This window comes from Arenibacter sp. ARW7G5Y1, assembly GCF_003201775.1.
Taxonomy (GTDB): domain Bacteria; phylum Bacteroidota; class Bacteroidia; order Flavobacteriales; family Flavobacteriaceae; genus Arenibacter.
Map to the genome: position 1 here is coordinate 350,967 of NZ_QJJZ01000001.1, position 22,192 is coordinate 373,158.

A 22,192-nucleotide genomic window follows, 5' to 3' on the forward strand; every position below is an offset into this window, starting at 1 on the left:
TAATAATTCAAATGTACTAAATAAAAGGGATGTATTTAAAAGAATTCGAGATTCGATGGAGCGATGTGGATGCCAATCGCCATATGGCCAATTCCGCCTATTTAAACTTTATGAGCCACACAAGGATGTCCTTCTTGATGGAAATCGGCTTTAACCAAAAGACTATGTCAAGGAACAATATCGGTCCCGTGGTTTTCCATGAGCATGTCTATTATTTTAGGGAAGCATTTTTAGGGAAACCTGTAAGGGTTTCCTTGGAATTGGTGGGGCTTAGTGAGGACGGGATGTTCTTTGAGTTTCATCATAATTTTTATGATGGAAATGGAAAGAATTTTGCCCATTGTCAGATTATGGGTGCATGGATAGACCTAAAAGCAAGAACCCTGACCGGTTTGGGCAAGGAGTTTTTAGAAGCATTTAACAAGGTGCCAAAAGGAGATGGATTTAAGGTACTTACCAAAGAGGATACAAGAAAGTTTTCGGTACGGCCTAAGGACTTGGTCTAACTTTTTTGCTTACCAGATATACACCGATCAGTACCAGGACTATTGCAAAAAACTTGACCAAAGTAAGATGGTCCTTGCCGGCTGCTATGGCAAATATAATTCCTATCAAGGGTTGCAGGTACATAAAAACACCTACAGTGGAAGCTTTTAATTGGGTAAGGGCAAATACATTGAACAAATAGGTCAAAAAGGTAGTCCCAATGATTACAAAAGCAATGGATCCAAGAGCTTCCACGGGAAGATGGTGCCATTGTATTTCTGCAAATTCTGGATATGTTATGGGAAGTGTAAGGATAAATCCAATTCCGAACATCCATTTCATGAGGGTAAAGGGATGGTATTTTTCGAGGAGTTTTTTCACTAGTATTAGGTAGAGTCCATAAGAAGTAGCGTTTACTATAAATAGAAGGTTCCCCAGTGGTATGTTGGTGGCATCCCGTCTAATTTCGGCACCAAATAAAACTAATGCAAGTGCTCCTATCAGGCCCAAAAAAACTCCAATGCCCCGCTGAAGGGTAATTTTTTCTTTGATAAATAATGCAGATAATATTACCACAAGGATTGGGGTAATGGTAATGAGCACAGCACTGTTGATTGGGGTGGAAAGGTCCAGCCCCTTAAAGAACGATAGCATATTGATTCCCATTCCAAAGAAGGCACATACAAGTAACCTGCCCCAATCCCGCCGTTCCAGCTTTTCTTTTGGACCGAAAAAAGAAATGCCCCAGAATAGCAGGGTTGCGCCAAAAAGTCGCAGGAAAATAAACCCAAATGGCTTTACATAGGTGGGCATCACCCCTTTGGCGATGGTGTGGTTAATGCCATAAATGGTTGTTGCCCCCAAGGCGGCCAAGATGGCAAGGGTTCTTCTACTCACGAATTTATTCTTGCTTTGGCTGTAGCCACAACAGCTTTGCTATTTCCCACAAAAATGTCGTTGTCAATAATGATAACTGGGCGTTTTAAGAAAGTATAGTGTTCAAGGATAAGTGCCTTATAATCTGCTTCGGATAATTTTTGTTCTTTTAAATTTCGCTCTTTATACAGTCGCGCCCGCTTGCTGAACAAGCTCTCGTAGCTTCCTGACAATCGGGCCATGCTTTCCAATTGGTCCAGCGTAATGGCCTCGGCCTTTATATCTTGAAGCTTAAAATCCGAGGGTGGTTCCAGCTCTTTCAAAATTCTTTGGCAAGTATCACAAGTGCTCAGATAAAATATCTTTTTCATGTGTATTTTGTATTGTTTATGGAGATCATATGTAATTTTTTATGCATAGATATTTACAAAATGTCCAACGAAATGGTTAATGTAATCATGTTGGTTACATTTTGTATATATGTTCCTCCAAATATTTTCGCTTTGCAAAGAAACCCAATTACATTGAATTGTACTATTTTTAGCGGCAATTGTAAAAAATATCAACCCAAAAATATGTCAACTTTGGAAAACGCATTCGATGTAACGCTTCAAAACAGGAAAAAGCTTTATAAACTTTTAAAGGAGACTCCTAAGGAGGTTCTTCTACAAATCCCCCAGGGCTTTCGTAACAATATTTGGTGGAATATTGCCCATGTGGTAGTTACCCAACAACTTTTGGTGTACAAATTTAGTGGACAGCCCATTCGGATAAACGAGGTTCTGGTAGAGAAATTTAAAAAGGGTACCATACCCGATGGTACCGGTACGGAAGAGGAAATCAGTCAAGTGGCGGATTTATTATTATCCACTGTTCAATGGATGCAGGAAGACTATGGGAATGGGCTATTTGATAGCTATACGGAATATACTACTAGTGCCAATGTAACTTTAAGTTCTGTGGAAGATGCCATTATTTTCAATGTGTATCACGAAGGACTTCATCTTGGGGCTATTTTATCCTTGCTAAAGGTGGTATCCCAGGTGCGGCAGCTATAATTCCTGCTTAAATTTTAAGTAGGGTTCCAATTCCTTATATGATAAGGTTAAAACAATTGGGCCGTCCGCGTAGGACGCAATCTCATATTGCTCGTAGAACAGTTGTAGGCCTTCTTGGGTAAACCCTATGTTTTTAGGAAGATAAAATTCATCGCCCTCAAACATAAACCCAGTGGCATTTAAGGAGCCGCTTGCTGGAATTTTCTCTTGGTCCCTAAATTTGCGCTCAGCAAAACTCTGGAATTCCAAGGGGTCCTTGAATATTTCCATGGGTTCCATTTCCACCTCTTTTATCTTATCAAAATTTAAAAATCGGGTAGAGGAAAAACCGTGGGCCCCACCGGTAAAGGAATAGGAATTGACCTGAATGGTCAGTATGTTTTTATCCTCATAGGTTACTTTGCCGTCAACATCGGCCTCCCAGCCAACCGGCTCATCGGGATACATTTTTTTTAATTCCAAATATCCATTTTTAAAGGATTGGATGGCCTCCTCCATGTTGCTAGCTTCCACTTCATCATCATAAATAAGCAAGGATATTACTTCTTCCTGTACCGAGGTGTTTATGATGTGGCTAATGGGTGTATCATCCAAGGCCTTGGGAATGTGGATAGTAACTTTTGGGCAATTGATGCAATTTTCCGATATAAGCTCAAAGGGTTCAAAAGTGAGCCGATTGTCCTTTTCACAATTCCATAAAAGTAAAGCAATCAATAAATAGGCGAATCCAATCTTCATAAAAGTAATTACTTAAGATAAGTGCAAAGCTACAATATCATTGTATTCCCAAAAAGATAAAGGTACTTTTGTGTATAGAAATTTAGATATGGGTAAAAAACAATTAAAATTCAATAGCAGGACAATTCATGGAGGACAGGCTCCAGATGCGGCCTATGGTGCGGTTATGCCTCCCATCTATCAAACCTCTACCTATGCCCAAAGTACTCCGGGAGGCCATAAGGGATATGAATATTCCAGAAGTGCCAACCCAACAAGGACGGCTTTGGAGAGTTCCTTGGCCAGTATAGAGAACGGGAATTATGGTTTGGCTTTTGGTAGTGGATTGGCCGCCATTGATGCGGTTATTAAATTATTGAGTCCTGGGGATGAGGTTATTTCCACCAGTGACCTGTACGGAGGTAGTTATCGGATTTTTAAAACGATTTTTGAAAAATACGGAATCGTTTTCCACTTTGTGGGGATGCAGGATACTGTAGAAATAGCCAAACACATTAGCGTAAAAACCAAGCTTATTTGGGTGGAGACCCCCACGAACCCAATGATGAATATTATTGATATTAAGTCGGTTTCCCAATTGGCAAGAAAACACAAAATCCTACTTGCAGTGGACAATACTTTTGCGACGCCCTATCTGCAGCTGCCTTTGGATTTAGGGGCCGATATTGTAATGCACTCCGCCACCAAATATCTTGGGGGTCATAGTGATGTAGTCTTGGGGGCATTGGTGGTCAGGGATAAGGAACTGGCAGAACAATTGTATTTTATTCAAAATGCAAGTGGGGCCGTGTGTGGGCCGATGGATAGTTTTTTGGTGCTTCGTGGAATAAAAACCCTGCACGTAAGGATGCAGAGGCATTGCGAAAATGCGAGGGCAATAGCGGAATTTTTGGCAAATCATCCAAAAATTGAAAACGTATTTTGGCCAGGGTTTCCAGATCATCCCAATCATGAAGTGGCAAAAAGGCAAATGAAGGATTTTGGGGGCATGATCTCCTTTGTTCCAAAAGGGGGGCATTATCAAGAAGCCATTAAAATTGTTGAAAAACTACAGCTATTTACCCTTGCGGAATCCTTAGGCGGGGTGGAAAGTTTGGCAGGTCATCCGGCTAGTATGACACATGCCAGCATTCCGAAGGAGGTAAGGGAAAAAAGTGGGGTGGTAGATGCCTTGATAAGACTTAGTGTGGGTATAGAGGATAAGGAAGATTTAATTGAGGACCTGCGCCAAGCTATAGAATAAATATGTTGTCAAATTTTAAAAAAAACAGGGGTTACATTATAGAAATAATATAATTTTGCCCTTAAACTCAATATTTATCAACAATTAGCAATAAATCAGATTTTATGGAAGACAAGATAAATGCCTTTATGGAGGAGGTAAAAGGGCGTAATAGTCATGAGCCGGAATTCATACAAGCTGTGCAAGAAGTTGCAGAAACCGTTATTCCCTACATTAGTAATAATGAAATTTACAATGGCAAGAATATACTTTTAAGAATGGTGGAGCCGGAAAGGTTAATATCCTTTAGGGTTTCCTGGGTGGATGATGGTGGTCAAATACATGTAAATAGAGGCTATAGGATTCAAATGAATTCCGCGATTGGTCCATATAAAGGCGGGCTTAGGTTTCATCCTACCGTAAATGCAAGTGTTCTAAAATTCCTGGCCTTTGAGCAAGTTTTTAAAAATAGCCTAACTACCCTGCCTATGGGGGGAGGGAAAGGAGGGTCTGATTTTGATCCAAAAGGAAAATCGGATGATGAGGTAATGCGGTTTTGCCATGCGTTTATGACGGAACTTTCTAGGCACATTGGGCCCAATACGGACGTTCCTGCGGGGGATATAGGTGTTGGCGCAAGGGAAATAGGATTCTTGTTCGGAATGTATAAAAAGATCAGAAATGAATTTACCGGGGTTTTAACTGGGAAGGGTCTTTCTTGGGGAGGATCTAAAATACGTCCAGAAGCAACAGGTTATGGTGCCGTTTATTTCGCGCAAAATATGTTGCAATCCAAAAATGATGATGTTAAGGGCAAGACCGTAGTAATTTCCGGTTCTGGAAATGTAGCGCAATATGCCGCTGAAAAAGTAATTCAATTGGGGGGCAAGGTAGTTACCCTTTCGGATTCTGGAGGCTATATCTACGATAAGGATGGTATTGATGAGGAAAAACTGGCCTTTATTATGGATATTAAAAACAGAAAACGCGGAAGGATATCCGATTATCTGGAAAAATATACATCCGCAGAATTCCATAAAGGCAAAACACCATGGGAGGTGCCATGTAAAATAGCCTTACCCTGTGCAACCCAAAATGAATTGGATGGGAAGGATGCCAAGACCTTGCTGAAAAATGGATGTATCTGTGTGGCCGAAGGAGCCAATATGCCATCTACCCCAGAGGCGATACATGCCTTTCATGAAGCTAGAGTACTATTTGCCCCTGGAAAGGCGTCCAATGCCGGTGGGGTGGCCACCTCAGGTTTGGAAATGTCACAGAACTCCTTGCGGATTAGTTGGACCCGGGAAGAAGTGGATGAGCGGCTTCAAAAAATAATGAAGGATATTCACGATTCCTGTATAGAATATGGAATGGACGACGATGGATATTGCAACTATGTAAAGGGAGCTAATATTGCCGGGTTCGTAAAAGTTGCCGACGCCATGTTGGCACAGGGAGTAATTTAAGACTTGTATGTCGATATAAATGGAACTTGGGAATTAACGTATAAATGTTTTTCGGGACCCTTATGGTTTTCATGGCCTTAAGGGTCTCTTTGTGTTATCTTTGTTCCAAGATATAAATGTAATGCAGGTTGCTACCAAAGGAATTGTTTTAACATCCATTAAATATGGGGATACTAGTTTAATAGTCCGGATATTTACGTTTTCTGATGGAATGAAGTCTTATCTGTTGAGAGGGATTCTTGCTTCAAAAAAAGGCAAGTTAAAAACAGCCTACTTTCAACCTTTGCTTCAATTGGATCTGATTGCCTCCCATAAGAATAAGGGAACTTTGGAAAGCATTACCGAAGCCAAGGTGGGTTATCATTACCAGTCACTACATACGGATATTGCCAAGAATGCCCTAACATTTTTTTTGGCAGAAATGTTGGGCAACAGTATACACGAGGAAGAGGCCAATGAAAGTCTGTTCCACTTTATTGAAGCGGCCCTTCAGTGGTTGGATGCCCATAACGAATTTGCTAATTTTCATCTCTATTTTGTACTGTCATTGACCAAGTATTTTGGTTTTTACCCGGACACCAATAATATGGATAATTTGTACTTTGACCTTTTGGAGGGGGAGTTTGTAAAATCGCCATCCTTAAACCCTATTCTGGATGGGGAGAATTTAAAACACTTTAAAGAGCTTTTGGGCATAAATTTTGATACACTACATACTATTAAACTTAACAAAAAGAACCGTCAGGAACTCTTGAAAAATCTTGTCCTATATTTTGAATTACATTTGCAGGGATTTAGAAAACCAAAGTCATTGGCCGTGTTAAATGAAGTTTTTAGCTGATATGCAAAAGATTGTTCTCATAGTTGTCCTCCTATTATTTAAAGGTGTATTGGGGCAGGAAATTGTAATTATGGACGAGGAGGACCATCAGCCGATACCCAACGTAATTGTTTATAATTTGGATAAATCCAAAACGGCCCTTTCCGATTTTGACGGCATATGCGATCTTTCTAATTTTGATCATAACGAAAGGATTACCTTCACACATATTGGCTATCAGAGCTATAAAGGCACCAAGTCCCAATTGCTTAGAAAAGGAAAACTTTACCTTGCATTGATTGCGGAACAGTTGGATGAGGTGGTGATGTCTATCTCAAAATGGGAGCAGCAAAAAAAGGACATTCCTCAGAAAATATCCCTAATGAACGCCAAAACCATAGAATTTACAGCCTCCCAAACCTCGGCAGACCTCCTTCAAAATAGTGGAAAAGTCTTTGTACAGAAAAGTCAGCTTGGGGGCGGAAGTCCTATGATAAGAGGTTTTGCAACCAATAGATTATTGCTTTCCGTAGACGGCGTTCGCATGAACAATGCCATTTTTAGGGGGGGTAATATTCAAAATGTGATTTCAATTGATCCCTTTACCATTAAAAGTACCGAGATTATTTTTGGTCCTGGCTCAGTAATTTATGGTTCCGATGCTATTGGGGGGGTCATGAATTTTTACACCAACAATCCTCAATTTTCCAAGACCGATAGCATACAGTTCTCGGGGAAATCAAATTACAGATACTCCTCGGCCAATAACGAAAATACCGTTCATGTGGATTTCAATTTTGGCAAAAGGGAATGGGCGTTTTTGAGCAGTCTTACCTATAACAACTTTGGAGATCTAAAAATGGGGACCCATGGGCCAACTTCCTATTTAAGGAAAAGTTACGTTGTTACCGAAAATGGACAGGATGGGCTAAGGGAAAATAAAAACCCTAAAAACCAGGTACCCTCGGGTTATGATCAAATTAATATAATGCAAAAAGTGCTCTTTAGGCCCAATAGCAATTGGAATATAAATCTAAGCGCATATTATTCCGAAACTTCCGATTATTCCAGATATGATAGGCTTATTAGACCATCCAAGGACGGGCTTGGCCTGCGTTCCGCTGAATGGTACTATGGCCCGCAGAAATGGTTTATGGGGAACCTGCAATTCTATAAAAATGGCAAGGGAAAGTTTTATGACGGATTAAAAATAAACACTGCCTATCAGAATTTTGGGGAAAGTAGGAACGACAGGGGTTTTGGCGAGGTCATTAGGTATGGGACCAAGGAGAATGTGGATGCTATTTCCACGAACGTGGATTTTGAGAATAAGCGCATTGGTAATCTTAGGCTTTACTATGGGGGGGAATACATATATAATAAAATTGGTTCCACAGCTAATGAGTATAACATAGAGACCAGGGTTACTTTACCTGGCGCATCCAGATATCCTGACAATTCCACCTGGCAAACTCTTGCTGGTTATGTTAGTGGTGAACTACGGGCCAAACCCAATTTTACTTTTCTATCCGGGTTGAGATATAGCCATGTGTGGATAGATGCAGTTTTTGATCAAACTTTTTATTCTTTTCCCTTTAATGATGCCGATCTCAGTACTGGCGCCTTAACCGGAAGCTTGGGAATTAGTTGGTTCCCTAAAGCGGATCTGCAATTGACCTTTAATGGATCAACAGGATTTAGGGCCCCGAACGTAGATGATGTTGGTAAGATATTTGATTCTGAGCCAGGGTCCGTAGTAGTTCCCAACCCAGATTTGGAGCCGGAGTATGCCTATAACTTAGAAGTTGGGATCCAGAAAAACTTTAATGATAGATGGATGTTAAAAGCGGCCTCCTTCTATACTTATTTGGTAGATGCCCTTGTTCGTCGGGACTTTCAATTTAATGGGAATAGCCAAATAGTTTACAATGGGGAATTGCATAATGTCCAGGCAATACAGAATGCGGCAAAGGCCTATGTTTATGGTTTTGAGTTTGGTGTGGACGCCTTTTTAACCGAAAGCCTATCGGTGAATGCCAACCTTACCCTCACCCAAGGGATAGAGGAAGAGCAGGATGGTACCGATACCCCGGGAAGACATGTGGCCCCAACTTTTGGCGATTTTCACATAGTCTGGAAGGGTCAAAAATTGAAAACCGATCTCTTTGCCAACTTCAATGGGGAAATAAGCTATGAGGATATGTCAATGTCCGAAAAAACAAAGGACTATATATATGCAGTAGATTCAGACGGCAATCCTTACTCACCATCCTGGTATACCTTAAATCTTAGATCGCAATACCAATTCTCCAACGCTTTTAAGCTTACCGCGAATTTGGAAAATATCACGGACCAGAGGTACCGTTCCTATTCCTCCGGAATAGTGGCGCCCGGAATTAATTTAATTTTGGGAGTAGGCTATTCGTTTTAAAAAAAAAGTCCGATATTCATATATCGAACTTTTTTTTCAATGAAAGTAGGGAAGATTATTCCTGTACTTTCTCTTTTGCTTCCTTGGCAGCTGCCTTGGTCTTCTCTGCAGCTTTGGTTGCGGCATCTTTTACCTCGTCACCTACCTCCTTGGCAGCAGTTTTGGTTTTGTCTACTGCATTGGTAGCGGCACCCTTAATATCCTCACCTACTTCCTTGGCAGCATCACCGGCCTTATCCATAGCTTCGCTTCCGGCCTCTTTCATGTCATCGCCCATTTCTTTTGCACTGTCCATGGCTTCTGAGGCAGCTCCTTTAACCTCTTCCCCAACTTTTTTCATATCGTCACCAACTTCCTTTAGAGCTTCATTGGTTTCTTCCATGGCATCCTTGGCCTTGTCCTTTGTTTCCCTACAGGATACAAACGAAACGCTGAGGGCAATCATCAAAATTGAACTTAAAATTACTTTTTTCATGTTGTTAGTTTTAGAAATTAATTTGAATCTGATACCAGTATATACGGATGAATTGGGCATAAAGACCATATTTATCGCCCAAAGGCTAAAAATATATAAGAAAATCAATCATTTAGGATTCTGTAAATCAGGATTATAGGCAAGAATTCAATTTTAGGACGATTTTGTAAGTTGGGGAAGACTGAACTTGATGGCCTCCTCCAACAAGAACACTTTTCATGATACCTTTAAAGGGTTGGCCAATGCCAACAATACATTGGACGGGATTATTGTATAAGCCTGTGGAAAAGGAACCTTTAATGCCGATCTTGAAACACAGGAAAAAGGGGAGGGCGAAGTTGTCTTTGCCAATGCCCTAAGCAGTGCGGAAGTAAAAGGCCTAAGTGGATCCTATTAGTCTGGATTTTTTGGAGGAAGGGGAATACGAATTGATTTTTGCTTCCTATAAAGAAGATGACAACAGCGAGTTCTACTTCAATGCTTTGTTGAATGTGGAGTCTACCACAGGGCTTAATTTAGGGGCTATAGAGGTAAGATCGGCCCTCCAAATAAGCGCAAATGTTACCGTAACCGGGACAAAATAATTTCAACAACATACAAAAATTTTAAAAAGCTCCTTTTCGAAGGGGCTTTTTGCTTTTAACAGAATCATTTTACGCTAAAAATCATTAGTTTTGCAAACTTAAAATGTAGCATTAGAAGCTGTTATTATGAAGTTTGCAGAATACAAGGGTTTAGATTTACCGAAAGTCGCTGAGGAAGTATTGCGCTATTGGAAGGAGAACAATGTTTTTGAGAAAAGTGTTACAAGCAGGGAAGGCAGGGATAGTTTTGTTTTCTTTGAAGGGCCACCTTCTGCAAACGGATTGCCCGGTATTCACCATGTAATGGCCAGGACCATTAAGGATATTTTTCCGCGTTATAAGACCATGAAGGGGTTTCAGGTAAAACGCAAGGCCGGATGGGATACCCACGGACTCCCTATAGAGTTGGGTGTGGAGAAGGAATTGGGAATCACCAAGGAAGATATCGGCACCAAAATATCCGTTGAAGAATACAATGCAGCCTGTAAGAAGGCCGTGATGCGGTATACGGATGTGTGGAACTCCATGACCGAAAGAGTTGGCTATTGGGTGGATATGGAGGACCCATACATTACCTACAAATCCAAATACATGGAATCTGTTTGGTGGCTGCTTAAGCAGATTTACGACAAAGGACTTATTTATAAAGGATACACCATACAACCTTATTCGCCAAAAGCAGGGACCGGATTAAGTTCCCATGAGCTAAATCAGCCAGGAACCTATCAAGACGTTACCGATACAACTGTGGTGGCCCAATTTAGGACGATCAAGGAAACACTACCACCAAACTTTAGGGAGGTGCCAGGAGAGATGTTCTTTTTGGCATGGACGACCACGCCTTGGACATTGCCATCCAATACGGCATTGACCGTAGGCCCCAAGATTGAGTATGTTGTTGTTAAAACCTTCAATCAATATACCTTTGAACCCATACATGTTGTTTTGGCCAAATCCCTGGTAGGAAAGCAATTTGGGGGTAAATTTTATGAAGCGGAAAGCGATGCCGATTTTGAAAAATACTCCTCTGCAGATAAGAAAATACCCTATAAAATTATAGAAAGTGCCACGGGCCAGGAACTTGTTGGAATAAAATATGAGCAATTGTTGGAGTATGCGCTGCCATATCAAAATCCAGAGAATGCCTTTAGGGTAATTGCAGGTGATTTTGTTACCACAGAAGACGGTACGGGTATTGTACATACGGCGCCAACTTTTGGAGCGGATGATGCCCTGGTGGCAAAATTGGCAGAACCGGAAATACCGCCTATGTTGGTTTTGGATGAAAATAACAATCCAGTTCCTTTGGTAGACCTACAAGGGAGGTTTAGACCCGAAATGGGAGAGTATGCCGGCAAGTATGTTAAAAATGAATACTATGATGATGGTGAGGCTCCGGAACGGTCGGTAGATGTAGAGATCGCCATTAAACTTAAAGAAGAAAACAGGGCCTTTAAGGTGGAAAAATACGTTCACAGTTATCCCAACTGCTGGCGTACGGATAAACCAATCCTTTACTATCCCTTGGATTCTTGGTTTATAAAGGTCACCGATGTCAAGGATAGGATGTTCAATCTTAACCAAACCATTAATTGGAAACCCAAGGCTACAGGAGAAGGAAGATTTGGAAATTGGCTGGCCAATGCCAATGATTGGAACTTGTCCCGTTCCCGTTATTGGGGCATTCCCTTGCCTATTTGGCGTACGGAAGATGGCAAGGAAGAACTGATGATCGGTTCTGTGTCCGAACTCAAGAAAGAAATGCAAAAAGCCTTAACAGCAGGAGTTCTTGAAAAAGACATTTTTGACGATTTTGTTGTAGGTGAAATGAGCGAGGCCAATTATGATAAAATTGACCTTCATAAGAATATTGTGGATCAGATAATCTTGGTGTCTGCCACGGGAAAACCAATGAGGAGGGAAAGTGACTTGATAGATGTTTGGTTCGATAGTGGTTCTATGCCCTATGCCCAATGGCACTACCCATTTGAAAATAAGGACTTAATAGATGAAGGAAAGACTTTTCCGGCCGATTTTATAGCGGAAGGTGTCGATCAGACCCGTGGTTGGTTTTACACCCTACATGCTATTGCCACGATGGTTTTTGATTCTGTGGCCTATAAAAATGTGGTTTCCAATGGTCTGGTGTTGGACAAGGAAGGTAAGAAAATGTCCAAGCGTCTGGGCAATGCAGTAGACCCATTTGAAACCATGGATGAGTTTGGGGCCGATGCCACTCGATGGTATATGATATCCAATGCAAATCCATGGGATAATTTAAAGTTCGATGTGGAGGGTATTGCAGAGGTGAAACGCAAGTTTTTTGGCACCTTGTACAATACCTACTCTTTCTTTGCCCTGTATACCAACATTGATGGTTTTGATTATTCGGAAGCGGATATACCATTACATGAAAGACCAGAAATAGATCAATGGATTATTTCGGAATTGCACTCCCTTATCCAAACTGTGGACGAGGCTTATGAAGATTACGAACCTACCAAGGCAACTAGGGCCATATCGGACTATGTGCAGGAAAACTTAAGTAATTGGTATGTGCGCTTGAGCAGAAGGCGTTTTTGGAAGGGCGACTATCAGAAAGATAAGATATCGGCTTACCAAACACTGTATACCTGTTTAACCACCGTGGCAAAACTTTCTGCACCGGTAGCGCCGTTTTACATGGACAGATTATACAAGGATTTAACCAATACGACACGTAAGGAGCCTTTTGAAAGTGTACATTTGGCCGATTTCCCTGAATATGATGCCGCATTGGTGAATAAGCAATTGGAAAGTAAAATGGCCAAGGCGCAGACCATATCATCCTTGGTTCTATCCATTCGCCAGAAAGAGAAGATCAAGGTACGTCAGCCCTTGCAAAAGATTATGATTCCCGTATTGGATGAAAAACAGAGGTTGGAAATTGAAGCGGTTGCAGAGTTGATAAAGTCCGAAGTGAATGTGAAAGAGATAGAATTGTTGGATGATGCTTCCGGAATACTTGTAAAACAAATTAAGCCAAACTTTAAAACCTTAGGGCCTAAGTTTGGGAAGGATATGAAGTTGATTGCCAGTGCTGTAGCGCAATTGCAACAGGATGATATCCAAAAAATTGAACAGGAAGGCGAAATTTTGCTGCATTTGGATAATAAAAGTATTACTTTACAGTTACAGGATGTAGAAATTTCCTCCCAAGATATAGAAGGTTGGTTGGTAGCAAGTTCAGGTCCAATAACAGTGGCCTTGGATGTTTCTATCAATGAGGACCTTAGAAAGGAAGGTATTGCTAGGGAACTAGTCAATAGAATTCAGAACCTGAGAAAGGAATCCGGTTTTGAAGTGACAGATAAAATAGATATTAAATTATTGAAAAATGGATTTGTCCAGGACGCGGTAGAAAGTAATATGGCATATATTAAAACCGAGACCCTGGCAGCAGAACTTAATTTTGAAGAGAGCTTGGACATGGGAATAGAAATAGCTTTCGATGAAGTTAATACCAGATTGTTTATAGTAAAACACTAAGATTATGGCTGAAGAATTAAAAGTAAGGTATGCCGATAAGGATTTAAACGAGTTTAAAGTCCTGATCGAGGAGAAAATTGAAAAAGCAAAAAGTCACTTGGAACTATTAAAGAGTTCTTATATGAATGATGGCAATAATGGCACGGACGATACATCGCCGACATTTAAGGCTTTTGAAGAAGGCTCTGAAACAATGAGCAAGGAAGCAAATACCCAATTGGCCATTCGTCAGGAGAAATTTATCAGGGATCTAAAGAATGCATTGTTGCGTATAGAGAACAAGACCTATGGCATTTGCAGGGTTACGGGAAAGCTGATCAGTAAAGAGCGACTAAAACTTGTGCCGCACGCAACGCTGAGTATTGAAGCGAAAAATATGCAGTCGTAAAAATAAAACGCCTTTAAGGCGTTTTTTTATTCAATGAGACTTGTTGTCGTTGTTATCTTCCTTATGGGCAGTTGTATTTTACAGGCTCAAAAAATGGTTGTCAAAACCATAGAAAATCCAGATGTATCCTTTGTTCAGATCAATGGCAATAATTGTTATGCCCTGGCTTTGGAGACCGTGGATATTCCGAGGATAACTGTTGCGGCATCAATAGACGGCGAGTATTTTCAGGAATTATTGGTGAATGTAAATCAAGAAGGGGCAACCGTATGGGTCAATACCGGTTTTCAACCCAATTTTATAATTCCAAATGATAAATTAAGCGCTCACAAGGTTATTTCCATTTCCTTAAAAATATCGATTCCCAAAAATCTTAATGTTACTGTTTACGGCACAAGCACCAATGTTGGGGTTAAAGGGCAATATGCCAACCTTAAAATCAGTTTGTCCGATGGTACATGCACCTTAAACGGAAGGGGCGAGAATGTAGTTGTCAATACCCAGAGTGGAAATATAGAGGTATTTGCAACAAAGGCACAAATTTTGGCTTCTACAAAATACGGCAAAATTAAACGGGAGTCATTTGCCACCGGGGATGATCATTTTACGCTTAATTCCGTCACTGGAAATATCAACATCAGGAAAACCGAATAATATGTTTATTTTTGCCGAATCTATTTTTGAATAATGAGTTTAAAGAAATCCCTAGTAATCGTTATCCTAATCCTGGCAATAGACCAGATAAGCAAAGTATATATAAAGACTAATTTTGTATTGGGCGAGTCCGTGGATGTCTTTAGTTGGTTCAAGATTCTGTTTATAGAAAACGAAGGTGCTGCTTGGGGAACCAAACTAAGTGATTTACTCCCTATATCCGATGAAATAGGGAAATTGGTGCTTACCATATTCAGATTGTTTGCGATAATTGGGATAGGTTATTGGTTGTTCGATACCATAAAAAAGAATTCTTCCAAGACCTTGATATTGGCGGTATCCCTCATATTCGCGGGGGCACTGGGAAATATTTTGGATTCGGTTTTTTACGGAATGATCTTCAACGATAGCTATTCACAAGTAGCTACTGCATTTTCCTCGGAGCCTTATGGTAGCCTTTTTCATGGAAAGGTGGTGGATATGCTCTACTTTCCTATGATAGATTCCGTATGGCCAGATTGGGTGCCAGTGGTTGGGGGGAACAATTTTCGTTTTTTCGAACCCGTTTTTAATATTGCCGATACGGCGATTAGTACTGGTGTAGGGATACTAATTGTATTTAATAAAAAGGCTTTTGGGGAAAGTTCGGAAGAAGTTAAAACGAATATATCCGATCAGGGGTAACGCAAAAGTTCATGGGAACATCGTGCTTATCTATGTCCTCAATTTTTTTTTCTGCCTTAAAAAATGAGAGACCTACTTTAATAACATCGGGCCTGCACTTGTTAAGTAGTACATCATAAAACCCTTTGCCGTAACCAACTCTGTGGCCTTCTTCGTCAAAAGCCATTAATGGTAGAAAAACAACATCTATTTTTTCAGGAGACACTTCTATTCCATCTACCGGTTCGGGGATGTTCCAGCTATTTTTTTTTATGGGCGTACTATCGGTAAGCAAATAATTGACAAGATTTTGATCGTCCAACATTTTTGGAAGAAGGATATTTTTGTCCTTGCCCTGTAAAATGGACATGATAAAACTGGTGTCTACTTCCATTTTTTTCGTAATGGAAAGGAATAGATGATAATAAGAATAACTCCAAATGGGCAATTGAAGCAGTTGGTTGGCTATCAGTAAACTTGAATCTGATAGAATTTGTGAAGTAAGATTTTTTCGACGTTCAGAGTAGATTAAACGCAAATCTTTTTTCAACATAAGGATGGGCTGAATCGGGGCTTTTGGGGGCAGGGTTTAATAGGAGAACTATTCCTTGGAGGCCACTGCATAATAAATTTTGAAAAAAAGCATAAGAATTAAATATGTTCCCAAGGTTATTATATAGTTGTCCATGTGTTAAATAAATTTTAATTTTCTAAATATAAATAAAAAAATATGAAATGCTCCACAAAGGGTATCGTTTTATCGACGAAATACATCATTTTTAACAAATATTTTGGATTTTGATTTATTTGTTGATTTTGAATTCATGTTAATTTCATATAAAATGTTGTTTATCAGTAAATTGCAAAATAGCGATGGCTAACGTTAATTTTTGGGAATCGGGTATTTAATCGATGTTTTTTTTGGACATATCGAATTTTATTGGATTGAATGTTAATTTTAACCTAGGGGCCGGGTTTGTTTTTGGCAATGGAGGTACAATTTCCAAATGATACATTTACAAAAACTTTATAGCGGTGAAACTGGTCTGGGAGTTAAAAAACTATAATCTTTATGTCCTTTGGGAAAAACACAGTAATTTTCCTTAGTAAAGTAAAATTTGACCAAATACATGTCCCATATACCAATTGAAGTACAATTAAGTTCGCTTCCTACTACACCCGGGGTATACCAATTTTATGATTTGGAGGACAAGATATTATATGTTGGAAAGGCGAAAAATTTAAAAAAAAGGGTTAGCTCCTATTTCAATAAAATTCATGAGCAAGGTAAGACCCGTGTACTGGTAAAGAAAATTAGAAGTATTAGGCATATAGTTGTGCCTACCGAATCCGATGCGCTGCTGTTGGAGAATAATCTAATTAAAAAATACCGTCCCAGGTACAATGTTTTGCTCAAGGATGACAAGACATTTCCGTGGATTTGTATAAAAAACGAAAAGTTCCCGAGAATTTTTCCTACCAGGAAATTTATTAAGGATGGGTCCGAATATTTTGGACCGTATACCAGTATGAAAACCATTCATACCTTACTGGACCTGATTAAGAGTGTTTACCCTCTGCGCACCTGTAATTATGATCTTGCCCAAGATAAAGTGGCCACCGGGAAATACAAGGTTTGCTTGGAATACCATTTGGGAAATTGTAAGGGTCCTTGTGAAGGATATCAACTGGAGGAGGAATATAATCGTCAAATACAGGAAATAAGGGAAATTATAAAAGGTAATTTTAAGTCCTCCCTCCAATACTTTAAAAGTAGGATGAAACTCTTGGCCCAGGAGATGAAATTTGAAGAGGCACAGCTTATAAAGGAAAAGATAGATGTCCTGGAAAATTATCAGGTTAAGACCACTATTGTAAATCCCAAGATCAATAATGTGGATGTGTTTACCATAATTTCCGATGAGGTTTTTGCTTATGTTAATTTTCTGCAATTGTCCCATGGCTCCATTATACGCTCCCATACCATGGAAATCAAGAAAAAATTGGATGAAACGGATGAGGATTTGCTTCAATTGGCTATAATTGAAATAAGACAGCGCTTCAATTCCCGTTCAACGGAGATCTACGTGCCGTTTGAGGTTACTTTGGAACAGCACCTTAAGGTAGTAGTGCCTAAATTGGGGGATAAAAAAAAGATACTGGAACTATCGGAACGCAACGCTAAATTCTTTAGACAGGATAGGTTTAAACAAATAAAGATTATTGATCCGGACAGGCATACCAATAGGATAATGGGACAAATGAAAAAGGATTTGCGACTTTCCATGGAGCCGAGGCATATTGAGTGTTTTGATAATTCCAATATTCAAGGTACCTACCCTGTGGCGGCGTGTGTGGTGTTTAAGGATGGAAAACCTTCAAAAAAGGAGTACCGACATTACAATATTAAGACCGTAGAGGGTCCGGATGACTTTGCCTCCATGGAGGAAGTTGTTTTTAGACGGTATAGGAGACTTTTGGACGAGGGGCGGTCATTGCCCCAACTTATTGTTATTGATGGAGGTAAGGGCCAGCTGTCATCCGCCCTTAAAAGTTTGGATGCCCTTGGGTTAAGGAGAAAGATAGCCATTATAGGCATTGCCAAAAGATTGGAGGAAATTTACTTCCCCGAAGATCCTATTCCTTTATATTTGGATAAAAAGTCCGAATCTTTGAAAATAATTCAACAATTGCGAAATGAAGCCCATAGATTTGGGATCAGCTTTCACAGAAACAAGAGAAGTAAGGCCGCCATTAATTCGGAATTGGAAAGTATTGAAGGGATAGGGGGTAAAACCGTGGAAGAGTTGTTGAAAAACTTTAAATCCGTAAAAAGGATAAAAGAAGCCAGTTTGGAGAATTTGGCCCAAGCCATTGGAATGTCTAAAGCCAAGAAGATTTATGGAACCTTTCATTAAACAGTTGTAATAACCTTATGTTAAAGTCGCTTCTTATATATTGTGCGTTGATCTTTCCCCTGCTGATCCTTTCCCAGGAACGGTTGGCCAATGAGGATGTAAAAGTTGGACTGGTCTTGAGTGGGGGCGGTGCCAAAGGATTGGCACATATTGGTGCCCTAAAGGTAATTGAAGAGGCTGGGGTAAAAATAGATTACATAACAGGAACCAGTATGGGTGCTATTGTCGGGGCACTTTACGCCTCGGGTTATTCTGCAAAAGAGCTGGATTCTATTTTTAAAAATACGGATTTTGAGTCATTGATTCAAGATAATGTACCCAGGAGTGCCAAAACTTTTTATGAGAAGGAAGATTCTGAAAGATATGCCCTGACACTTCCTTTCAACAAGTTTAAAATTTCAATTCCCCAGGCCATATCGGGAGGACAAAGTATTTACAACGAGTTTGTTAGGCTGTTGTACCATGTTAAGGATGTTAATGATTTTAGTAAACTTCCAATCCCTTTTTTGTGTGTTGCCACTGATGTAGAGACAGGTGATCAGATATTGTTGGATAAAGGCTATTTGCCCGAGGCAATTTTAGCCAGTGGTACCTTTCCCTCACTTTTTAGACCTGTGGAGATTAATGGACGAGTGTTGATAGACGGCGGTGTGGTAAATAATTATCCCATAGGTGAATTGAAGAAGATGGGGGCCGATGTAGTTATTGGGGTAGATGTACAGCATGGGCTGTCCGATAGGGAATCTTTGTTGAGCGCAACGGAAATACTTCTGCAGATCAATAATTATAGGACGGTTAGGGATATGCAAAAGAAATCGGCCCTTACAGATATTTATATTACCCCGGATATCAAGGATTACTCGGTAATCGATTTTGATATGGGAAGTGCAATTATAGACAAGGGAGAGGAAGCGGCTAGATTGCGTATGGACGAATTGTTGAAAATTTCCAAAGACCCCAATCTTAGGAGACCTCAAATTATTGCTGCGGGGATAAAGGATACGCTGTTGATCAATGAATTAACAATCCAAGGGAATTATAATTATTCCAGGGCCTATATAAAGGGTAAATTGAGATTTAATGTAGATGATAAAATAACCTTTAAAAAATTACAGCAGGGAATCAACAATTTGTCCGCTACCGGAAACTTTAGATCCATTAAGTACGAATTGCTCGATAATGGCGAAGGCGTAGGGTTATTGTTGAACGTTAAGGAAAATCCGGATAAAATGTTCATACGCCTTGGGGTTCACTTTGATGATCTCTACAAAAGTGCGGGAATTGTAAACCTTACCAGGAAGAATGTTTTAATGGATGATGATGTAGCCTCGGTAGATTTTGTTATTGGGGACAACCTAAGGTATAATTTGGAATATTATGTGGATAAAGGTTTTTATTGGAGTTTTGGAATAAATTCAAGGTTCGACGATTTTAATAAGGAAATAAATTTTGATCTGATAAAATCCAATTTTGATGTTGATAATAGTTCCAATATTAGAAAAATAAACCTAAGCGCTTCAGATCTGACCAATCAGGTGTATTTACAGACCGTAATAGAGGAAGAGTTTGCCTTTACCATTGGGCTGGAACATAAACTACAGAAATTAAGCACCAAAACATTAGGCCAGCTAGACACCATTAGTGCACCTATCTCGGCAAATAAGAGAACCTATTTTGAAAATAGTAATTATTACAGTACCTACGGACAGCTTACCTTTGATACCTATGATGATATCTATTTCCCCACCAAAGGATTATTCTTTGACGGGGACTTTCATTTTTACGTGCTATCATCCGATTTTAACGATAATTTCAAGGAATTTTCTATAGGTAAGGCCAAGATGGGCGGAGCATTTTCTTTGACTAAAAACCTATATCTTAACCTGGAAACAGAAGGAGGGTTTAAGTGGGGCATATCGCCCATTACCTCCCTCGATTTTGTGTTGGGAGGCTTTGGGAACCATTTAATAAATAATTTTGTGCCCTTTTATGGATACGATTTTTTAAGCTTGGTAGGGAATAGTTATGTTAAGGCCTATGGCAGACTGGATTTTGAGTTTGTCCCTAAGAACCATATGTTGTTCGCGGCAAATTTTGCCAATGTGGGCGATGACCTTTTTAGAACGGCAGATTGGTTCAAAGCGCCCCAGTTTTCCGGTTATGCACTTGGTTATGGGTTCGAATCCTTTATTGGACCGATTCAGGTGATATATTCCTATTCCCCTGAAATTAAGGAAAACCACTTCTTTTTTAGTATTGGCTATTGGTTTTAATATCGTCTTTGGGTTTTTTTGTAATCAAAGCGATAATTCTTAACACTTTAAGCCAAGATTTATTCCGATATTTGTTATACAGGATTTTGATCATGCTACAATTTAGAATAGATATTATGGCCCATCTCAGGGCTATGTGGTAATTAAACGGTATTTGGATGTAGCCCAGGTTGTTTTGAAGCTTTTGGGCTACTTTCCACTATTGGCCAAGGATTTGGCTACTTATGTATTATATCAATTCAAAAATCTATTTCTATGGCAACTACCGATAAAACATCGTTAAAATTAACAAAGGAAAATCTGGATGCCCAGGATTTTCTGCCACTTCTTGGCACCGACTATGTAGAATTATATGTAGGCAATGCAAAACAGGCTGCATATTACTATATGGCCGCATGGGGTTTTCAGCCCTTGGCATATTCTGGATTGGAAACAGGAATAAAGGATAGGGTTTCCTATGTGGTACAACAGGACAAGATTAGACTGGTCTTGACTTCACCATTAAAATCTGGTGGGGATATCAATAGGCATATAGATGCCCATGGTGATGGGGTAAAGGTAATTGCATTGTGGGTAGATGATGCCAGGGAGAGTTATGTGGAAACAATGAAACGTGGGGCCGAAAGTTATTTTGAGCCCAGGGCCAAAAGGGATAAGGATGGGGAAGTGGTTGTATCCGGGATCCATACCTATGGGGAAACGGTGCATGTCTTCGTGGAGCGCAAAAACTACAAAGGAGCGTTTATGCCGGGGTTTAGGCCTTGGAATCCTTTTTATAGACCAACGGATGTTGGATTGAAATATATAGACCACATGGTAGGGAATGTAGGTTGGAACGAAATGAACAAATGGTGCCAGTTCTACGCTAAAGTGATGGGGTTTGCCCAATTGGTCTCTTTTGATGACAAAGATATTTCAACGGAATACACCGCCTTAATGAGCAAGGTAATGAGCAATGGGAACGGTAGGATTAAATTTCCTATAAATGAGCCTGCGGATGGAAAAAAGAAATCCCAAATTGAGGAGTATATAGAATTTTATAACGGTGCGGGGGTACAACATATGGCATTGGCAACCGACAATATTATTGAAACGGTGACCGCCCTAAAAAATAGGGGAGTCGAGTTCCTAAACGTACCTTCAAGTTATTATGAGGACGTGCTGGATAGAGTTGGTGCAATAGACGAGGATTTGGCGCCTTTAAGGGAGCTGGGGATACTAATAGATCGGGATGATGAGGGGTATTTGCTCCAAATTTTCACCAAGCCAATTTTAGACAGGCCAACCATGTTTATTGAAATAATCCAGAGGAAAGGTGCAAGATCTTTTGGGAAGGGAAATTTTAGGGCATTGTTTGAAGCAATAGAGAGGGAACAAGAGTCCCGAGGAACGTTATAAACGGCCCCTTTTCTTAACTTTTTGCCAATTTTGACTATCTAATTATTAAATAGTGTTAACAGAATCGTTAAAGTAAGTTAAATCTTATTTTTAAAGCGAATCTTGTATTAAATTTGTACTCGTAAGGGGTGGTTCCCTTACAACTTTAAGTATTGGTTTTTCATAATTTAAAGTTTGGTTGGTTATTTAGGAAAAGCCCAGTTTTGCGACT

19 protein-coding genes are annotated in these 22,192 nt (G+C 39.9%); 14 read left to right on the top strand and 5 right to left on the bottom strand.

Features of this window, described 5'->3' with window-relative positions; all coding sequences use genetic code 11:
- The first annotated feature begins 29 nt into the window (after window positions 1-29).
- The gene (locus C7972_RS01425; protein WP_110354419.1) at window positions 30-506 is read left to right on the top strand and encodes a thioesterase family protein; all 477 of its coding nucleotides are present in this window, start codon (window positions 30-32) and stop codon (window positions 504-506) included.
- On the opposite strand, the gene C7972_RS01430 is transcribed toward C7972_RS01425, so the two are convergent.
- Together C7972_RS01430 and C7972_RS01435 are read right to left on the bottom strand one after the other, a co-directional pair.
- Entirely contained in the window at window positions 490-1,383 is an 894-nt protein-coding gene (locus tag C7972_RS01430) for a DMT family transporter (protein WP_110354420.1), read from the bottom strand. The two genes, C7972_RS01425 and C7972_RS01430, sit on opposite strands and share 17 nt — an antisense overlap.
- Window positions 1,380-1,733, bottom strand: a complete 354-nt coding sequence (locus tag C7972_RS01435; RefSeq protein WP_110354421.1) for an arsenate reductase family protein — start codon at window positions 1,731-1,733, stop codon at window positions 1,380-1,382. The genes C7972_RS01430 and C7972_RS01435 overlap by 4 nt, the downstream gene beginning before the upstream one ends.
- 204 nt (window positions 1,734-1,937) lie before the next feature.
- Here C7972_RS01435 and C7972_RS01440 point away from each other — a divergent pair, with 204 nt between their 5' ends.
- Window positions 1,938-2,420 carry a DinB family protein gene (locus C7972_RS01440; protein WP_258364746.1) on the top strand — a complete coding sequence of 161 codons (483 nt, stop codon included), beginning with the start codon at window positions 1,938-1,940 and terminating at the stop codon, window positions 2,418-2,420.
- Here C7972_RS01440 and C7972_RS01445 read toward each other — a convergent pair.
- Complete coding sequence (locus C7972_RS01445; RefSeq protein ID WP_110354422.1) at window positions 2,415-3,158, bottom strand: DUF3298 and DUF4163 domain-containing protein; 744 nt, start codon at window positions 3,156-3,158, stop codon at window positions 2,415-2,417. The genes C7972_RS01440 and C7972_RS01445 overlap by 6 nt on opposite strands.
- An 88-nt stretch (window positions 3,159-3,246) precedes the next feature.
- Here C7972_RS01445 and C7972_RS01450 point away from each other — a divergent pair, with 88 nt between their 5' ends.
- From C7972_RS01450 to C7972_RS01465, 4 genes are all read left to right on the top strand, one after another.
- Entirely contained in the window at window positions 3,247-4,401 is a 1,155-nt protein-coding gene (locus C7972_RS01450) for a cystathionine gamma-synthase (protein ID WP_110354787.1), read from the top strand.
- 104 nt (window positions 4,402-4,505) lie between these two features.
- Window positions 4,506-5,849 carry an NADP-specific glutamate dehydrogenase gene (gene gdhA, locus C7972_RS01455; protein ID WP_110354423.1) on the top strand — a complete coding sequence of 448 codons (1,344 nt, stop codon included), beginning with the start codon at window positions 4,506-4,508 and terminating at the stop codon, window positions 5,847-5,849.
- Between the two features lie 121 nt (window positions 5,850-5,970).
- Window positions 5,971-6,690, top strand: a complete 720-nt coding sequence (gene recO / locus C7972_RS01460; protein ID WP_110354424.1) for a DNA repair protein RecO — start codon at window positions 5,971-5,973, stop codon at window positions 6,688-6,690.
- Window position 6,691: 1 nt separating this feature from the next.
- Window positions 6,692-9,100, top strand: coding sequence for a TonB-dependent receptor (locus tag C7972_RS01465; protein ID WP_110354788.1), 2,409 nt, complete (start codon window positions 6,692-6,694; stop codon window positions 9,098-9,100).
- Window positions 9,101-9,155: 55 nt separating this feature from the next.
- On the opposite strand, the gene C7972_RS01470 is transcribed toward C7972_RS01465, so the two are convergent.
- Window positions 9,156-9,575, bottom strand: a complete 420-nt coding sequence (locus tag C7972_RS01470; protein WP_110354425.1) for a hypothetical protein — start codon at window positions 9,573-9,575, stop codon at window positions 9,156-9,158.
- A 383-nt stretch (window positions 9,576-9,958) separates the two neighbouring features.
- Here C7972_RS01470 and C7972_RS01475 point away from each other — a divergent pair, with 383 nt between their 5' ends.
- The 5 genes from C7972_RS01475 to C7972_RS01495 all read left to right on the top strand — a co-directional run bounded on the left by C7972_RS01475 (window position 9,959) and on the right by C7972_RS01495 (window position 15,413).
- On the top strand, window positions 9,959-10,159 hold the full coding sequence (locus C7972_RS01475; protein WP_110354426.1) for a hypothetical protein: 201 nt from the start codon (window positions 9,959-9,961) through the stop codon (window positions 10,157-10,159).
- Between the two features lie 126 nt (window positions 10,160-10,285).
- The gene (ileS, locus tag C7972_RS01480; RefSeq protein ID WP_110354427.1) at window positions 10,286-13,687 is read left to right on the top strand and encodes an isoleucine--tRNA ligase; all 3,402 of its coding nucleotides are present in this window, start codon (window positions 10,286-10,288) and stop codon (window positions 13,685-13,687) included.
- Between the two features lie 4 nt (window positions 13,688-13,691).
- Complete coding sequence (locus C7972_RS01485) at window positions 13,692-14,075, top strand: TraR/DksA C4-type zinc finger protein (protein WP_031445713.1); 384 nt, start codon at window positions 13,692-13,694, stop codon at window positions 14,073-14,075.
- A 93-nt stretch (window positions 14,076-14,168) separates the two neighbouring features.
- Window positions 14,169-14,729, top strand: coding sequence for a hypothetical protein (locus tag C7972_RS01490; protein WP_181422794.1), 561 nt, complete (start codon window positions 14,169-14,171; stop codon window positions 14,727-14,729).
- A 33-nt stretch (window positions 14,730-14,762) separates the two neighbouring features.
- Window positions 14,763-15,413: a lipoprotein signal peptidase gene (locus C7972_RS01495; RefSeq protein WP_110354429.1), complete on the top strand. Its 651-nt coding sequence runs from the start codon at window positions 14,763-14,765 to the stop codon at window positions 15,411-15,413.
- Here C7972_RS01495 and C7972_RS01500 read toward each other — a convergent pair.
- Entirely contained in the window at window positions 15,385-15,945 is a 561-nt protein-coding gene (locus C7972_RS01500; RefSeq protein ID WP_110354430.1) for a 5-formyltetrahydrofolate cyclo-ligase, read from the bottom strand. The two genes, C7972_RS01495 and C7972_RS01500, sit on opposite strands and share 29 nt — an antisense overlap.
- A gap of 577 nt (window positions 15,946-16,522) precedes the next feature.
- Here C7972_RS01500 and uvrC point away from each other — a divergent pair.
- The 3 genes from uvrC to hppD all read left to right on the top strand — a co-directional run bounded on the left by uvrC (window position 16,523) and on the right by hppD (window position 21,981).
- Window positions 16,523-18,310: an excinuclease ABC subunit UvrC gene (uvrC, locus tag C7972_RS01505; protein ID WP_110354431.1), complete on the top strand. Its 1,788-nt coding sequence runs from the start codon at window positions 16,523-16,525 to the stop codon at window positions 18,308-18,310.
- A 17-nt stretch (window positions 18,311-18,327) separates the two neighbouring features.
- Complete coding sequence (locus C7972_RS01510) at window positions 18,328-20,583, top strand: patatin-like phospholipase family protein (RefSeq protein WP_110354432.1); 2,256 nt, start codon at window positions 18,328-18,330, stop codon at window positions 20,581-20,583.
- A gap of 255 nt (window positions 20,584-20,838) precedes the next feature.
- Entirely contained in the window at window positions 20,839-21,981 is a 1,143-nt protein-coding gene (gene hppD, locus C7972_RS01515) for a 4-hydroxyphenylpyruvate dioxygenase (RefSeq protein ID WP_110354433.1), read from the top strand.
- Window positions 21,982-22,192 lie beyond the last annotated feature (211 nt).

What these genes read in the sequence shown, in the direction of transcription:
- C7972_RS01440 (WP_258364746.1), top strand. Translation starts at nt 1,938, where the DNA reads ATGTCAACTTTGGAAAACGCATTCGATGTAACGCTTCAAAACAGGAAA.
- C7972_RS01490 (WP_181422794.1), top strand. Translation starts at nt 14,169, where the DNA reads ATGGTTGTCAAAACCATAGAAAATCCAGATGTATCCTTTGTTCAGATC.
- C7972_RS01465 (WP_110354788.1), top strand. Translation starts at nt 6,692, where the DNA reads ATGCAAAAGATTGTTCTCATAGTTGTCCTCCTATTATTTAAAGGTGTA.
- hppD (WP_110354433.1), top strand. Translation starts at nt 20,839, where the DNA reads ATGGCAACTACCGATAAAACATCGTTAAAATTAACAAAGGAAAATCTG.
- C7972_RS01445 (WP_110354422.1), bottom strand. Translation starts at nt 3,158, where the DNA reads ATGAAGATTGGATTCGCCTATTTATTGATTGCTTTACTTTTATGGAAT.
- C7972_RS01450 (WP_110354787.1), top strand. Translation starts at nt 3,247, where the DNA reads ATGGGTAAAAAACAATTAAAATTCAATAGCAGGACAATTCATGGAGGA.
- uvrC (WP_110354431.1), top strand. Translation starts at nt 16,523, where the DNA reads ATGTCCCATATACCAATTGAAGTACAATTAAGTTCGCTTCCTACTACA.
- ileS (WP_110354427.1), top strand. Translation starts at nt 10,286, where the DNA reads ATGAAGTTTGCAGAATACAAGGGTTTAGATTTACCGAAAGTCGCTGAG.
- C7972_RS01425 (WP_110354419.1), top strand. Translation starts at nt 30, where the DNA reads ATGTATTTAAAAGAATTCGAGATTCGATGGAGCGATGTGGATGCCAAT.
- C7972_RS01435 (WP_110354421.1), bottom strand. Translation starts at nt 1,733, where the DNA reads ATGAAAAAGATATTTTATCTGAGCACTTGTGATACTTGCCAAAGAATT.
- C7972_RS01470 (WP_110354425.1), bottom strand. Translation starts at nt 9,575, where the DNA reads ATGAAAAAAGTAATTTTAAGTTCAATTTTGATGATTGCCCTCAGCGTT.
- C7972_RS01500 (WP_110354430.1), bottom strand. Translation starts at nt 15,945, where the DNA reads ATGTTGAAAAAAGATTTGCGTTTAATCTACTCTGAACGTCGAAAAAAT.
- C7972_RS01510 (WP_110354432.1), top strand. Translation starts at nt 18,328, where the DNA reads ATGTTAAAGTCGCTTCTTATATATTGTGCGTTGATCTTTCCCCTGCTG.
- recO (WP_110354424.1), top strand. Translation starts at nt 5,971, where the DNA reads ATGCAGGTTGCTACCAAAGGAATTGTTTTAACATCCATTAAATATGGG.
- C7972_RS01495 (WP_110354429.1), top strand. Translation starts at nt 14,763, where the DNA reads ATGAGTTTAAAGAAATCCCTAGTAATCGTTATCCTAATCCTGGCAATA.
- gdhA (WP_110354423.1), top strand. Translation starts at nt 4,506, where the DNA reads ATGGAAGACAAGATAAATGCCTTTATGGAGGAGGTAAAAGGGCGTAAT.
- C7972_RS01485 (WP_031445713.1), top strand. Translation starts at nt 13,692, where the DNA reads ATGGCTGAAGAATTAAAAGTAAGGTATGCCGATAAGGATTTAAACGAG.